This is a genomic window from Arthrobacter sp. StoSoilB20 (genome assembly GCF_019977295.1).
Taxonomy (GTDB): Bacteria; Actinomycetota; Actinomycetes; order Actinomycetales; family Micrococcaceae; genus Arthrobacter; species Arthrobacter nicotinovorans_A.
Genome location: NZ_AP024651.1, coordinates 2452965 through 2468633 on the forward strand (window position 1 = coordinate 2452965; position 15669 = coordinate 2468633).

The following is a 15669-nucleotide window of genomic DNA, read 5'->3' on the forward strand; positions in this document are numbered from 1 at the left end:
CAAACCTACAGCCTGTTGACGTTTGTCACCCGGACCACTGCGGTACCGGTCTCGTCAGAAGCCGCCAAGTCCACCTCGGCGGAGATTCCCCAATCATGGTTCCCGGCGGGATCGTCGAAGATTTGCCGGACCTTCCAGGTGCCCGGTTCTTCGGTGATGATGAGCAGTCCTGGTCCACGGGCGTCCGGGCCAGTGCCAATGTCGTCGTGTTCGTCGAAATAGTCATCAAGGGCCTCTTCCCAGCGACCGGCTTCCCAACCTGCGTCACCGTCGAGTTCCCCCAACGCCGCGGAGTCCTCGTCCGCGAAAAGCTCAACCCTTCGGAACATTTCGTTCCGGACCATCACCCGGAAGGCACGGATGTTGGAGGTCAGGAGCGGCGGCGGTGGCGGGGGAGCGTCATGGGGTGTGGGGGCGAGCCCCGAGGTCAGCTCTTCCCACTCATCCAGCAGGCTGGAATCGACCTGGCGGACCAGTTCGCCCAGCCAGGCAATCAGGTCTTCCAGGTCATCACGCAGCAAATCCTGGGGAACCGTCTGGCGCAGTGCGCGGAACCCGTCCGCCAAGTAACGCAGGACGATACCCTCCGAGCGGGCCAAGCCATAGAACTGCACGAACTCACCAAAGTTCATGGCACGTTCATACATGTCCCGGATGATCGATTTCGGAGCCAGTTCGAAGTCGCCAACCCACGGGGCAGCTTTGCGGTAGACCTCAAAGGCCTCGCCCAAAATCTCCGCCAAGGGCATGGGGTAGGTGACTTCATCGAGCATGGCCATCCGCTGGTCGTACTCAATTCCGTCGGCTTTCATCGCTGCAACCGCCTCGCCGCGCGCCTTCTTCTGCTGCGCTGAAAGGATCTGGCGGGGCTTTTCCAGCGTTGACTCGATGACGGATACCACCTCCAGCGCGTAGGACGGCGACTCGGGATCCAGCAACTCCAAGGCGGCCAAGGCGAAGGGGGAGAGCGGCTGGTTCAGGGCGAAATTCGCCTGGAGGTGCACCGTGAGGCGCACGGAACGGCCCTCGGCTTCCTGCTCCTCCTCCGGGATACGTTCAACCACTCCCGCGGCCAGCAGCTCACGGTAAATGCCCAGGGCCTTCTTCATGAGCTTGAGCTGGGCCGGACGGTTCTCGTGGTTCTCGCTGAGCAATCGGCGGGTTGCCTGGAACGGATCACCGGGGCGTTCCATGAGGTTCAGGAGCATCGCATGCGTCACCGTGAAACTGGAGGTCAGTGGCTCGGGAACGGATTCCACCAGCCGCTTGAACGTAGGCTCGCCCCAGGAAACGAATCCCTCCGGAGGCTTCTTCTTCACCACCTGGCGCAATTTCTTCTGGTCATCGCCAAACTTTGCCGTCGCCTTGGCCATGGCCTTCGTGTTTTCCACCACATGCTCAGGAGCCTGCACCACCACTGTTCCGGCGGTGTCGTATCCGGCACGTCCGGCCCGTCCGGCAATCTGGTGGAACTCACGTGAGTTAAGCGACCTGGTGCGTACGCCGTCGTACTTGCTCAAAGCAGTCAACAGCACTGTCCGGATGGGCACGTTGATGCCCACTCCCAAGGTGTCCGTACCGCAGATGACTTTCAGCAGCCCGGCCTGGGCCAGTTGTTCCACCAAGCGCCGGTATTTGGGGAGCATGCCTGCGTGGTGCACCCCGATGCCGTGGCGGACCAGCCTGTTGAGGGTCTTTCCGAAGCCTGCGGCGAACCGGAAACCAGCAATGAGCTCAGCAATCCGGTCCTTTTCAGCACGGCTGCACATGTTGATGCTCATAAGGTTCTGGGCCCGCTCAATGGCCTCGGCCTGGCTGAAATGAACCACGTACACCGGGACCTGTTTAGTGGACAGCAGTTCTTCCAGGCTCTCGTGGACCGGTGTCAGGTGGTAGTAGTAGTGCAGCGGAATGGGTCGTTCCGCAGAGCTCACCGTGGTGGTGGGCCGGCCGGTCAGCTCCGTCAGTCCGGTTTCGAAACGCGTGACGTCGCCCAGTGTCGCGGACATCAAGAGGAATTGCGCCTGGGGGAGTTCCAGCAAGGGAACCTGCCATGCCCAGCCGCGCTGCGGGTCCGAGTAAAAGTGGAACTCGTCCATCACCACCGAGCCAAGCTCCGCCGTCGAGCCTTCACGCAGGGCGATGTTGGCGAGGATTTCGGCGGTGCAGCAGATGATGGGGGCGTCTTGGTTGACACCGGAATCACCGGTAATCATCCCCACGTTTTCCGCGCCGAAAATATCACAGAGGGCGAAGAACTTCTCGGACACCAGCGCCTTGATCGGGGCCGTGTAGTAGCTCCGCTGGCCCCGTGCCATTGCTTCGAAATGCGCTGCAATGGCAACCAGCGACTTTCCCGAACCAGTGGGGGTGGCCAGGATGACGTTCGCTCCGGAGGCAAGCTCCATGATCGCTTCGTCCTGGGCGGGGTACAGCTCCAGGCCGCGGCTCCCGGTCCACTCCACGAACCGTGTGTAGATTTCGTCCGGGTCCAGGGGACCGTCTGCGCTGGAACCGGGAAGCTGCTCAAGAAGTTTCATTGGTTTCCAGCTTAGTGCCCGGACGGTTTAGGCTCGCCCCAGCAGAGGTGGCAGATGCGAGGAGGCTTTGATGAAGTGGGATCCGTCCAAGTATGTGGAGTTTGGAAACCATCGGGACCGTCCGTTCCACGACCTCGTCGCGAGGGTCCAGTCCTCTGCGCCGCAGAGGGTGGTGGACCTGGGCTGCGGGCCTGGGAACCTGACGGCCACGCTCACCGAACGCTGGCCGGACGCCCATGTTGTGGGCGTCGACTCTTCGGCGGAGATGCTCAGCAAAGCGCGCCAAGTGAGGCAACGGTTCAACAACCTGGAATTCATGCAGGGCGACATCGCCCAGTGGCAACCCGAAGCTGATACGGATGTGGTTGTCACCAATGCAGCCTTGCAGTGGGTGCCGGGCCATATGGACATGCTGGCCGGCTGGCTGGATGCGTTGAAGCCAGGGGCATGGTTTGCCTTGCAGGTTCCGGGAAATTTCACGTCCCCCTCCCACACGTTGATGCGGCAACTGGCTGAAACACCCCGGTGGGCAGACAAGCTCGGCGGAGTCCTCCGGCATGAGGGCGCCGTAGGCAGCCCTGCGGACTACTTGGGAAGAATGCTCGACGCCGGATGCTCGGCTGACGCCTGGGAGACCACCTACCAGCAAGTGCTGCCCGGCGCAGACCCGGTCTTGGAGTGGGTCCGCGGGACCGGGCTCCGGCCCGTGCTGGCGGCATTATCCGGCGAAGAAGCCGCCGTCTTCGAGACGGAGTACGCCGCGATGCTGCGCGAGGCCTATCCAGCCACACGCCACGGAACCGTCTATCCGTTCCGGCGCATTTTTGCCGTGGCACGGAAGAACCCGTGATGGCGTTGCACGCCCCGCGCCGGAGGGGTGCGATCTTCCCGGGCCACTGCCTGGGCAGCCTGCCACGGCGCGGATACGGTTGCAGCTTTAGTCATGGCTTACGTCATGGCTTGTCCAGTGTCGTCGTCGCTGGTCTAATTCTCGGCATGGACCAAGGACGCTTCGAAGAACAGATGCCCCGCCTCCTTCCGGCACCCGGGCGGAGCTCCTCGTGACTCCCTCAGGCGAATTTCCCGGCAGCTGGCGCCCCAACACCACCAGCGCCGTCGCCCTCTTTGAACAGTTGCGGCTGCGGATCATTGAACTTGCAGACTCGGGTGTCCTTGCGGTGGGGGCCAAGCTGCCACCTGTGCGCAACCTGGCCGGTGTGCTGGATGTCGCGCCGCACACCGTGGCGCGGGCCTATAAAGAACTCGAGGCCGCGGGCGTCGTGGCAACGCGGGGCCGTAACGGCACGGTGGTCTGCGCCCGGGACGATCGCTGGGGAGCCCTGGCCGAGGTAGCGGGGCAGTACGCCGCTGCTGCCAAAGCCCAGGACGCTTCGTTCGCTGAGGCCGTCCAGCTTTTAGCCGCAGCATACGACGCTGATTGATACCGATCAGTAGCATGTGAGGCACGACATGGAAATTCGAAGAAGTTTTCGATTAGCATTGGTGAGTGCCCAAAGCCTTAGCTGAAGATACCGCCATCGAATCCGCCAACAGCGTTCCCGTCGTTCCTGATACCAAACCCGCGAGGCCCGACCTTTCGCGGCTCGTGGTCAAGGGCGCCCGGGAACACAATCTGCGCAACGTGGACCTCGACCTTCCCCGTGATGCCATGATCGTCTTCACAGGGCTCTCAGGCTCCGGGAAGTCCTCACTGGCCTTTGACACCATCTTTGCCGAAGGGCAGCGACGCTACGTCGAATCACTCTCGGCCTACGCCCGCCAGTTCCTTGGCCAGGTTGACAAGCCTGATGTCGACTTCATCGAAGGCCTGTCGCCCGCGGTCTCCATCGACCAGAAGTCCACCAGCAAGAACCCGCGCTCCACGGTGGGCACCATCACGGAGATCTATGACTACATGCGGTTGCTCTGGGCCCGCGTGGGCCGCCCTCACTGCCCTGTTTGCGGGGAACCCATCGCACGGCAGACGCCGCAGCAAATCGTGGACCAGCTCCTGGAGCTTGAGACGGGCACGCGCTTCCAGGTCCTCGCTCCCGTGGTCCGTGGACGCAAGGGCGAGTTCGTTGATCTCTTCAAGGAGTTGACCGCCAAGGGGTATTCGCGTGCCCGCGTGGACGGCGACCTCGTTCAATTGAGCGATCCACCCAAGCTGGGCAAGCAGTTCAAGCACACCATTGAGGTGGTGGTTGACCGCTTGGTGGTCAAGGACGACATCAGCCAGCGTCTCACTGACTCCGTGGAAACCGCTCTTGGCCTGGCTGAAGGCCGCGTCCTTGTTGAATTCGTGGATCTCGAGGTCGGGGATCCCGGCCGCATTCGCGCTTTCTCCGAAAATCTGGCGTGCCCCAACGAGCACCCTTTGGCGATCGACGAGATCGAGCCGCGCTCCTTCTCCTTCAACAACCCCTTCGGTGCTTGCTCGGCGTGCAGCGGCATCGGCACCAAGCTGGAGGTGGACGAGGAACTCATCGTCCCCAACCCTGAGCTGTCCTTGGGCGAGGGCGCCATCGCCCCATGGTCGCTTGGCACGGCAACTACCGAATACTGGAACCGGCTGCTTGAGGGCTTGGCCCACGAGCTCGGATTCTCCATGAAGACTCCTTGGGAAAAGCTGTCCAAGGAAGTCCGGAACACCGTATTGCACGGCAAGGACCACAAAGTTGTTGTCCAGTACAAGAACCGCTTTGGCCGTGAGCGCAAATACAGCACGGGCTTTGAGGGTGCAATTCAGTACGTCCACCGCAAGCACGGCGAAACCGATTCCGATTGGGCCCGTGATCGGTACGAAGAGTACATGCGCCAGATCCCCTGCCCTGAGTGCAACGGTGCCCGCTTGAACCCGGCGTCCTTGTCAGTGCTGATCAATGGCAAGTCCATTGCCGCAGTTGCGGCTTTGCCCATGCGGGAGTGCGCTGAGTTCCTGGGCAGCTTGACCCTCACCAACAGGGAAGCGCAGATCGCCAACCAGGTGCTGAAGGAGATCCAGGCCCGCCTGACCTTCCTCCTGGATGTGGGACTGGAATACCTCAACCTCGAGCGTCCCTCGGGAACCTTGTCCGGTGGAGAGGCCCAGCGCATCCGGCTGGCAACACAGATCGGCTCAGGCCTGGTGGGTGTCCTCTATGTTCTTGACGAGCCCTCCATCGGCCTTCACCAGCGCGACAACCGACGACTCATCGAGACACTCACCCGTCTCCGGGACCTCGGCAACACCCTCATTGTGGTGGAGCACGACGAAGACACCATCCACGAGGCTGACTGGGTGGTGGACATTGGACCGGGTGCCGGTGAGCACGGAGGCCAGGTGGTGCATTCGGGCACCTACAAGGAACTGCTGGAGAACACCGATTCCCTCACGGGTGACTACCTTTCGGGGCGTCGGAAGATCGATGTTCCCGCCAAGCGCCGGAAGTACGACAAAAAGCGGGAGCTGAAAGTTGTTGGTGCCCGTGAGAACAACCTCGACAACGTTGATGCCACCTTCCCGCTGGGGCTCTTTACAGCGGTAACCGGCGTCAGCGGTTCGGGCAAGTCCACGCTGGTCAACGAGATCCTCTACAAGGTCCTCGCCAACAAGCTCAACGGGGCCAAGCAAGTGGCCGGGCGGCACCGGACCGTGGCGGGACTGGAACACCTGGACAAGGTGGTCCACGTTGATCAAAGTCCCATTGGCCGCACGCCCCGTTCCAACCCGGCAACGTACACGGGGGTGTTTGACAACATCCGCAAGCTCTTCGCCGAGACCACCGAAGCCAAGGTGCGCGGGTATCAGCCCGGCCGCTTCTCGTTCAATGTCAAGGGCGGTCGCTGCGAGGCCTGTTCAGGCGACGGCACGTTGAAGATCGAGATGAACTTCCTTCCGGACGTCTACGTTCCTTGTGAGGTCTGCCATGGCGCCCGGTATAACCGGGAAACCCTTGAAGTCCATTACAAGGGCAAGACCATCGCCGATGTCCTCAATATGCCCATTGAGGAGGGTGCGGAGTTCTTCGCGGCCTTCACGCCGATTGCGCGCCATTTGAAGACCTTGGTGGACGTGGGACTGGGCTACGTGCGTTTGGGACAGCCGGCCACCACGCTTTCCGGTGGCGAGGCCCAGCGGGTGAAGCTTGCTGCTGAATTGCAGAAGCGCTCGAACGGTCGCAGCATCTATGTCCTTGACGAACCCACCACGGGTTTGCATTTTGAGGACATCAGGAAGCTGCTCATGGTGCTCCAGGGCCTGGTGGACAAAGGCAACACGGTGATTACCATCGAGCACAACCTGGACGTCATCAAGTCGGCCGACTGGATTGTGGACCTTGGGCCCAACGGTGGTTCCGGCGGCGGAAAGATTGTGGCCACTGGAACGCCCGAACAGGTTGCGAAATCCAAGGACAGCCACACGGCGACATTCCTGGCCGAAATTCTCGGTTAGCCGCCAGAAGTATTCCGGTAGCGGCATGCGAGTTTCAGGCATGCCGCTACTCGTGAGAAACTAACCCGGTGACTCAAACAACGGTGCCCGTAATATTCGATCTGGACGGCACCCTTGTCGATCCCGCAGGCGGTATCACGGGAGGAATCTCTGCTGCCCTCCGTGAAATGGACCTTCCTGTTCCGGAGCAGGCCGTGCTCAATTCCATGGTGGGTCCCAAGCTCAGCGACTCCTTGCTGCATTTGGCACACGTTCCCGAAGCGCTGGTCAACGAGACCATTGAGCGGTACCGGCGCCATTACAGGGAAACCGGTATTGGGCAGAGCAAGCTTTACCCCGGTATTTACGAACTCCTCCAATACTTTGCTGCGTCCGGCCGCGCTGTGGCCGTTGCTACGCAGAAGCCGCAGTCCATTGCCCGGCTTGTCCTCGAGCACCATCACATTGCCGATTTCTTCGTCTCCATCCGTGGGGCAGCGGACAACGAGTCCCTGGAAGCAAATACGGCATCGGGCAAAATCGAAATTGTTGGCGCAGCCTTGTCGGACCTGAACTCCCAACCTGCGGTGATGGTAGGCGACAGGCACCAGGACGTTGCAGGAGCCATGGCGAACGGCCTGGACTGCATCGGGGTTTCCTGGGGATTCGCTCCGGACGGAGAACTCGAAGAAGCCGGCGCCGTGGCTGTTGTGCACACCGCAGTTGAATTGCGGACCAAAATTGAAGAACTTGACGCTGTCCGTGCGACGGCCCTGAGCGAGGTACAAAACGATGGCAGTCTTTGATGCGATCCGGTGGACTACCCGTGGACTGATCTCCTCCACGTGCCGGCCTACTGTCATTGGGTTGGAAAACGTTCCCCAGGACGGTCCCTTTATTGTGGCTCCCAATCATCTGTCATTCCTTGACAGCGTTATTGTCCAGGCCCTGATGCCACGTCCGGTCGCTTTCTTTGCCAAGGCCGAGTACTTCACCACCAAAGGCGTCAAAGGCGCCGTCATGAAGTCATTCTTCGAGGCCGTGGGTTCCATTCCGGTTGAACGCGGCGAGCAAGCGGCCAGCGTGCAAGCGCTCAAGACACTGCTGGACATCCTGGAGTCGGGAAAGGGGATCGGTATTTACCCCGAGGGCACGCGGTCCCGGGACGGCATCCTCTACCGCGGCCGCACGGGCGTGGGGTGGCTTGCCCTGACCACCGGCGCTCCCGTTATCCCCGTGGGGCTGATCGGAACGGAAAAACTGCAACCGGCGGACAAGAACGCGGTGCGCCCGCAGCACTTCACCATGAAGGTGGGCGAGCCACTCTATTTTGATAAGACGGGTCCGGACCACTCGCTTCCGGCGCGACGTGAAGTAACCGACAAAATCATGGATGCCATCGCCCTGCTCAGCGGCCAGGACCGGTCTGCAAGCTACAACCAGAGCAAATCCGTCGACTAGCAGGAGCGCCCGCCGGGGCGGCACGAGCGCCGACCGTGGAGGCAGGAGCGCCCGCGACGGTGAAGTGGCCGTGGCTGTCCGTTCGGTTCACTAGACTGGAAACGTGGCAGATCCAGCAAGTTACCGGCCCCAAACGGGTGAGATTCCCACCACCCCAGGCGTCTATCGGTTCCGCGACCCCCATGGCCGGGTCATTTACGTGGGCAAAGCAAAGAACCTGCGGTCAAGACTCAATTCGTACTTCGCCAATCCAGCAGGGCTTCTTCCCAAGACCCATGCCATGGTCCATGCTGCCAGCAGTGTTGAATGGACAATGGTGGGCAGCGAGCTCGAATCGCTGCAGCTGGAGTACACCTGGATCAAGGAATTCAAGCCGCGCTTCAACGTGGTTTTCCGGGACGACAAAACCTACCCGTACCTCGCGGTCACCATGGGGGAGAAGTACCCCCGGGTGCAGGTCATGCGTGGCGAGCGGCGCAAGGGCACCAGGTACTTTGGTCCGTACACCGCCGGAGCCATCCGCGAAACAATGGACACCTTGCTGAGGGTTTTTCCCGTGCGCAGCTGCAGTGCGGGCGTCTTCAAGCGTGCCGAATCCAGCGGGCGCCCATGCCTTCTCGGCTACATCGACAAATGCTCGGCCCCTTGCGTTGGCCGTGTGAGTGCCGAAGAACACCGGGACCTTGCTGAAGACTTCTGTTCGTTCATGGGCGGTGAAGCGAAACGCTTCATCGGCCGCTTGGAGAAGGACATGGCAGCGGCCGTCGCCGAGCTCGACTACGAGCGCGCTGCCGGCCTCAGGGACGACATCATCGCGCTCAGGAAAGTCTTCGAGCGAAACGCCGTGGTTCTTGCCGAAGACACCGACGCTGACGTCTTCGCCCTCCACGACGACGAACTGGAGGCTTCCGTACAGGTGTTCCACGTCCGCGGCGGCCGGGTCCGGGGGCAGCGCGGGTGGGTTGTCGAAAAGGTCGAGGACGCCACCACTCCGGAGCTGATCGAGCACTTGCTGCAGCAGGTCTACGGCGAGGACAGCGAGGTCCAAGGCCGGATCCCCCGGGAAGTCCTGGTCCCGGAAACGCCCAGCAACCATGCCGAACTTACCCAGTGGCTTGGCGGACTGCGCGGGGCCAAAGTGGACATCCGGGTGCCCCAGCGCGGTGACAAGGCCGCCTTGATGTCCACCGTGCGCGAAAATGCGGAGCAGGCCCTCAAGCTGCACAAAACCCGCAGGGCAGGCGACATCACCGTACGGTCAGTGGCACTCCAGGAGCTGCAGGAAGCCTTGGAGATCCCTGTTCCCTTGCTGCGCATTGAATGTTTCGATATCTCCCATGTCCAGGGCACCAATGTTGTGGCCTCCATGGTGGTCGTGGAGGACGGGCTGCCCAAAAAGGCCGACTACCGGAAGTTCTCCATTACGGGAGCGGCAGCAGCGGACGATACCGCGGCCATGCACGACGTCCTGACCCGTCGGTTCAGGCACTACCTGACGGACAAAGCTGCCCAGGTGCCCGTGGTCTCGGGCGAAATCGTCAACCCCACACGTTCCGGGGCCAGGAGCGGCGCCGACGTGCCGCCGTCGGACCCCACCATGCCTGCCCCCAAGGCCAAGTTCGCCTATCCGCCCAACCTGGTAGTGGTGGACGGCGGCCAGCCACAGGTCAACGCCGCCAAGCGTGCGCTGGATGAACTGGGAATCGACGACGTCTACGTGGTGGGCCTGGCCAAGAGGCTGGAGGAAGTATGGCTTCCGGACAGCGACTTCCCGGTGATCCTGCCTAGGACTTCGCAGGGCTTGTACCTGCTTCAACGGATCCGTGACGAAGCACACCGCTTCGCCATCACCTTCCATCGGCAGAAGCGAGGGAAGGCCATGACGGTGTCCGTCCTGGACGGCGTGCCGGGCCTCGGTGAAGCCAAGCGCAAGGCCCTGGTGGCGCACTTCGGCTCGCTGAAAAAGATCAAAGCGGCCTCGGTAGAGGAGCTTACCTCTGCCAAGGGAATCGGCCCTGCGCTGGCAGCTGCCGTGGTCCAGCATCTGGGTTCCACCGAGGACTCAGGAACCACAGCCCCGGCGATCAACATGACCACCGGCGAAATCCTCGAATCTTAGCTAGGGTTAGAACTTGGCCGATGGCCGCATCAGCGATCACCGGTGCTTGAGCACGTCGAACGTGCGCACAGTTCCACGATGCGCACGGCACGGACCACTTCCGAGGAAACGGGGACAACTGATGGATGAGGCAACACCGGGGGCCGGGACGGAGCATGACGGCCTCACGCCCGTCAAGCCCCCGGAGGCGGAACTGCTGGTTGTCACCGGCATGTCCGGGGCAGGCCGCAGTACGGCCTCGGACGCCCTGGAAGACCACGGCTGGTACGTGGTGGACAACCTCCCGCCGCAGATGCTCGGCACCTTGGCCGAAATTGTCTCCCACGCCCCCAAATCCATTCCCAAGCTGGCCGTGGTGGTGGATGTCCGCAGCAAGGACCTCTTCACCGACATCCAGACAGCGCTGGGTGCACTCAGTGCCAGCGGCATCACCTTCCGGGTGCTGTTCCTCGACGCCAACGACGAAGTCCTGGTCCGCCGTTTCGAGCAAGGCAGGCGTCCGCACCCCCTGCAGGGTGGCGGCCGGATCCTGGACGGCATAGGGATCGAGCGCGAGGTCCTGAGGGAACTGCGGGAGCATGCCGACGTCGTGCTGGATACGTCCGATTTCAACGTCCACGGCCTGGCAACAGCCATCACCGAGCTCTTCAGTGACACCGGCCCGGTTACCCTGCGATTGAACGTCATGAGCTTTGGATTCAAGTACGGCCTTCCAGTGGATGCCAACTTCGTAGCCGACGCCCGTTTCATTCCCAATCCGCATTGGGTTCCGAAACTTCGGCCCCACACCGGCTTGGATGAGGACGTCAGCAACTACGTCCTCGGTGCCGATGGCGTGCACGAATTCGTGGACAGGTACGTCCGGGCTTTGGAGCCGGTGCTGGACGGCTACCGCCAGGAGAACAAGCACTACGCCACCCTGGCTGTTGGCTGCACCGGAGGCAAGCACCGTTCGGTGGCAGTCGCCGTCGAGCTTTCAAAGCGTTTGGCGCAGTATCCACGCGTGACAGTCACCACCACCCACCGCGACCTGGGACGCGAATAGTGGGGGTCCTTACCGGCCCGCTTCCCCTTATTCCGCCCAAGGGTGTCCCCGGCAGCCAGCAAAAGAAGAGCCCCTCAGTGGTTGCCCTTGGTGGCGGCCACGGGCTGGCGGCGTCGCTCTCGGCATTGCGCTTGCTCACCTCGGAGCTCACGGCAATCGTTACGGTAGCGGACGACGGCGGCTCTTCCGGGCGGCTTCGCGAAGAGTACGGTGTCCTCCCGCCCGGTGACCTCCGGATGGCGCTCAGCGCATTGTGCGACGACACCGACTGGGGACGTACATGGCGTGACGTCATGCAGCACCGCTTCAATGCCGGATCCGCCAAAGGTGGCTCCCTGGACCACCACGCCATGGGCAACCTGCTGATCGTGACCCTCTGGGAGCTTTTGGGAGACACAGTGGCCGGCCTGAAATGGGCTGGAGCATTGCTCGGAGCCAGGGGCCAGGTCCTCCCCATGTCCAGTGTTCCCCTCACCATCGAGGGAAAGGCACACGTCGGGCTTCCCGGAGGCGGGCAGGAACTCAGGACTGTCCGGGGCCAGGCAAAATGCGCTGTTGCCGGCAAGCTCGAAGAGGTCAGGCTGTTGCCGGAGGACGCACCTGCCTGCACCGAAGCCCTGACGGCGATCGAGCTGGCTGACTGGGTTATTTTGGGTCCCGGCTCCTGGTACACCTCGGTGCTGCCGCATTTGCTGTTGCCCGAGCTCCGCCAAGCACTCGGCGACACCGCTGCCAAACGCTGCCTGACCATGAACCTGGATGTCGAAACCAAGGAAACATCGGGCATGACAGCCGCGGACCACCTGGACGTCCTGCGCCGCTATGCTCCGGAGTTCAGCGTCGATGTTGTCCTCGCCGATCCCGCCGCGATCCAGGACCTCAAGGCATTTGAGAAGGCCGCCGGGATGATCGGCGCCGAAGTGGTGTTGGGTAGAGTAGGGGCGTCGAGGCGCCGCCCCGTCCACGATCCATTGCTGCTGGCAGCGGCGTACCACGATATTTTCGGGAACAGTTAGGAATACGCGATGGCACTTACTGCGTCGGTCAAGGACGAACTGTCCCGGCTGGACATCAAGAAATCTTCGGTCCGCAAGGCAGAAGTTTCGGCAATGCTGCGCTTCGCCGGCGGCTTGCACATCATTTCGGGCAGGATCGTTATTGAAGCCGAGGTTGATCTTGCCTCGACGGCGCGTCGCCTCCGTGCCGCAATAGCCGAGGTCTACGGCCACCAGAGCGAAATCATCGTCGTCTCCGGCGGCGGCCTCCGCCGCGGAAGCCGCTACGTTGTCCGCGTGGTCCGCGACGGCGAGGCCCTCGCCCGGCAGACAGGACTGCTGGATGGGCGGGGACGCCCGGTCCGTGGACTGCCATCAGTAGTGGTCAACGGCTCGGCTGCCGATGCCGAGGCTGTATGGCGGGGAGCCTTCCTCGCACACGGATCGCTGACGGAGCCAGGGCGTTCCTCTTCGCTGGAAGTGACCTGCCCCGGACCCGAGTCCGCACTGGCGCTTGTGGGAGCTGCCCGCCGCCTGGGCATCCAGGCCAAGGCCCGGGAGGTGCGCGGAGTCGACCGTGTGGTGATCCGGGACGGAGACACCATTGCAGCCCTCCTCACCCGGATGGGGGCACATGACGCCCTCATGGTCTGGGAGGAGCGGCGCATGCGCAAGGAAGTCCGGGCCACCGCCAACAGGCTGGCAAACTTTGACGACGCCAACCTGCGTCGCTCGGCACAAGCCGCCGTAGCCGCCGGCGCCCGGGTGGACCGGGCCTTGGAGATTCTTGGCGACGACGTTCCGGACCACCTCAAGTACGCAGGCGAACTCCGTGTAGCCCACAAGCAAGCCAGCTTGGATGAACTCGGACGCCTGGCCGATCCACCGATGACCAAGGACGCCATCGCGGGCCGTATCCGCCGGCTCCTGGCCATGGCGGACAAACGCGCCCTTGACCTTGGCATCCCGGGCACTGAGGCAAATGTGACTCCGGAAATGATGGACGAGTAGTCCGCACCCATAGAATCGAAAATGCGTAGAGGAAATACTGCGAGGCCACCCAGGGTTGTTCCCGGTGGAGGCAACAGCGAAGCTTCTTCGCCAAGGATTTCCGGCCGGTCCGCTGGCCGGATGACATAACGAGAGTTACCAACCCGGACGTCAGTCCACTACATTGGAGGATTTCGTGACAGAGTACGTTCTGCCCGAGCTCGGCTACGACTATGCAGCACTCGAGCCGCACATTTCGGCAAAGATCATGGAGCTGCACCACAGCAAGCACCATGCTGCTTACGTTGCAGGCGCCAACAATGCCCTTTCCCAGCTGGCAGATGCCCGCGAGAAGGGTGACTACGCCAACATCAACCGTCTCTCCAAGGACCTCGCGTTCCACACCGGCGGACACATCAACCACTCCGTCTTCTGGAATAACATCTCCCCGGACGGCGGCGACAAGCCCGAAGGCGAGCTCGCTGCTGCGATCGATGATGCTTTCGGTTCGTTCGATGCCTTCCGTGCGCAGTTCAGCGCCGCGGCTCTCGGTTTGCAGGGTTCCGGCTGGGCTTTCCTGGCATACGAGCCCATCGGCGGCAACCTGCTCATCGAGCAGCTTTACGATCAGCAGGGCAACGTTGCAGTGGGTACCACTCCGCTGCTGATGCTGGACATGTGGGAGCACGCCTTCTACCTGGACTACGTCAACGTCAAGGCTGACTACGTCAAGGCCTTCTGGAACATTGCCAACTGGGCCGACGTCGCCAAGCGCTTCGAAGCCGCACGCACCAACGCCACGGGCCTCATCGTCCTCTAGTTGGTGAGCTCCGGTTCACGCCGATGTAACAAAAGTCACTTTTAGCGTGAATTCGGGCCAAATGCTGGAAAGCCTGCCTCCGCAGTTGCGGGGGCAGGCTTAGTTAAACGTAAGATGGATCACGGAAGGCGGTTAGCCTTCAGCAACGTGGCTGGTCGCCCTCCGATCTGATAATCACCTCTGCCCAAAGACGTGCGGGGTCTGTTAGTTGGAAATTATTTATCCGACTCACTAGGCGTGCTTGCAAGAGCACCAAGGAGATTGACACATAGTGACCACCCGTATTGGTATCAATGGCTTCGGCCGCATCGGCCGCAACTACTTCCGCGCAGCACTGGCCCAGGGCGCAGACCTCGAGATCGTCGCAGTCAACGACCTCACCAGCCCCGAGACGCTCGCCCACCTCCTGAAGTACGACTCCGTCGGTGGACGCCTCGCCCAGACCGTGGAAGTTGTCGATGGAAACCTGGTAGTCGACGGCAAGTCCATCAAGGTCCTTGCAGAGCGCGATCCCGCCAACCTTCCGTGGGGCGAACTGGGCGTTGACATCGTGATCGAGTCCACCGGTTTCTTCACCAAGGCTGCTGCCGCGCAGAAGCACATTGATGCCGGAGCCAAGAAGGTCCTCATCTCGGCACCTGCCAGCGACGAAGACATCACCATCGTCATGGGTGTCAACCACGAGCTCTACGATCCCGCAGCGCACAACATCATCTCCAACGCTTCCTGCACCACCAACTGCCTCGGCCCGCTGGCCAAGGTAGTGAACGACGCCTTCGGCATCGAGCGTGGCCTCATGACCACGGTCCACGCCTACACGGCGGACCAGAACCTCCAGGACGGCCCCCACGGTGATCTCCGCCGCGCCCGTGCTGCTGCGATCAACATGGTTCCCACGTCCACCGGCGCGGCCAAGGCAATTGGCCTGGTCCTCCCGGAGCTCAAGGGCAAGCTGGATGGCTACGCCATCCGCGTCCCGGTGCCCACCGGTTCGGCTACCGACCTCACGGTCACGGTTTCCCGCGAAGTCACGGTCGAGGAAGTCAACGCAGCGGTCAAGGCCGCAGCTGAGTCCGAGCAGTGGGCCGGCATTCTCTCCTACACGGATGCCCCCATCGTGTCCTCGGACATCGTTGGAGACCCTGCTTCGTCGATCTTCGACTCCGGCCTCACCAAGGTCATCGGCAACCAGGTCAAGGTTGTTTCCTGGTATGACAATGAGTGGGGTTACTCCAACCGCCTCGTTGACCTCACGGAGCTCGTCGCATCCAAGCTGGGCTAGGGT

At 62.1% G+C, this 15669-nt stretch carries 12 protein-coding genes; 11 read left to right on the forward strand and 1 reads right to left on the reverse strand.

Annotation, left to right across the window (positions count from 1 at the left end; translation table 11 throughout):
* Positions 1-5: 5 nt before the first annotated feature.
* On the reverse strand, positions 6-2540 hold the full coding sequence (locus LDN85_RS11025) for a DEAD/DEAH box helicase (RefSeq protein WP_223943112.1): 2535 nt from the start codon (positions 2538-2540) through the stop codon (positions 6-8).
* A gap of 70 nt (positions 2541-2610) precedes the next feature.
* Here LDN85_RS11025 and LDN85_RS11030 point away from each other — a divergent pair, with 70 nt between their 5' ends.
* From LDN85_RS11030 to gap, 11 genes are all read left to right on the forward strand, one after another.
* Positions 2611-3390, forward strand: a complete 780-nt coding sequence (locus LDN85_RS11030; protein ID WP_223943113.1) for a trans-aconitate 2-methyltransferase — start codon at positions 2611-2613, stop codon at positions 3388-3390.
* Positions 3391-3601: 211 nt separating this feature from the next.
* A complete protein-coding gene (locus LDN85_RS11035; RefSeq protein ID WP_223943114.1) occupies positions 3602-3982 on the forward strand; it encodes a GntR family transcriptional regulator in 381 nt (126 codons plus the stop codon).
* Between the two features lie 65 nt (positions 3983-4047).
* The gene (uvrA, locus tag LDN85_RS11040; RefSeq protein ID WP_223943115.1) at positions 4048-6975 is read left to right on the forward strand and encodes an excinuclease ABC subunit UvrA; all 2928 of its coding nucleotides are present in this window, start codon (positions 4048-4050) and stop codon (positions 6973-6975) included.
* A gap of 68 nt (positions 6976-7043) precedes the next feature.
* Positions 7044-7760 (forward strand): HAD hydrolase-like protein, encoded by a 717-nt coding sequence (locus LDN85_RS11045; RefSeq protein WP_026546770.1) that lies wholly within the window; start codon positions 7044-7046, stop codon positions 7758-7760.
* Entirely contained in the window at positions 7747-8415 is a 669-nt protein-coding gene (locus LDN85_RS11050) for a lysophospholipid acyltransferase family protein (protein ID WP_026546771.1), read from the forward strand. The genes LDN85_RS11045 and LDN85_RS11050 overlap by 14 nt, the downstream gene beginning before the upstream one ends.
* A gap of 103 nt (positions 8416-8518) precedes the next feature.
* Positions 8519-10534 (forward strand): excinuclease ABC subunit UvrC, encoded by a 2016-nt coding sequence (uvrC, locus tag LDN85_RS11055; protein ID WP_223943116.1) that lies wholly within the window; start codon positions 8519-8521, stop codon positions 10532-10534.
* 121 nt (positions 10535-10655) lie between these two features.
* Complete coding sequence (gene rapZ, locus LDN85_RS11060) at positions 10656-11579, forward strand: RNase adapter RapZ (RefSeq protein WP_026540620.1); 924 nt, start codon at positions 10656-10658, stop codon at positions 11577-11579.
* A complete protein-coding gene (gene yvcK, locus LDN85_RS11065) occupies positions 11579-12595 on the forward strand; it encodes a uridine diphosphate-N-acetylglucosamine-binding protein YvcK (RefSeq protein WP_026546773.1) in 1017 nt (338 codons plus the stop codon). Before rapZ ends, yvcK begins: the two co-directional genes overlap by 1 nt.
* 9 nt (positions 12596-12604) lie before the next feature.
* Positions 12605-13585, forward strand: a complete 981-nt coding sequence (gene whiA, locus LDN85_RS11070; RefSeq protein WP_018777554.1) for a DNA-binding protein WhiA — start codon at positions 12605-12607, stop codon at positions 13583-13585.
* Between the two features lie 175 nt (positions 13586-13760).
* A complete protein-coding gene (locus LDN85_RS11075) occupies positions 13761-14384 on the forward strand; it encodes a superoxide dismutase (protein WP_026540622.1) in 624 nt (207 codons plus the stop codon).
* A gap of 271 nt (positions 14385-14655) precedes the next feature.
* A complete protein-coding gene (gap, locus tag LDN85_RS11080) occupies positions 14656-15666 on the forward strand; it encodes a type I glyceraldehyde-3-phosphate dehydrogenase (RefSeq protein WP_024821016.1) in 1011 nt (336 codons plus the stop codon).
* Positions 15667-15669 lie beyond the last annotated feature (3 nt).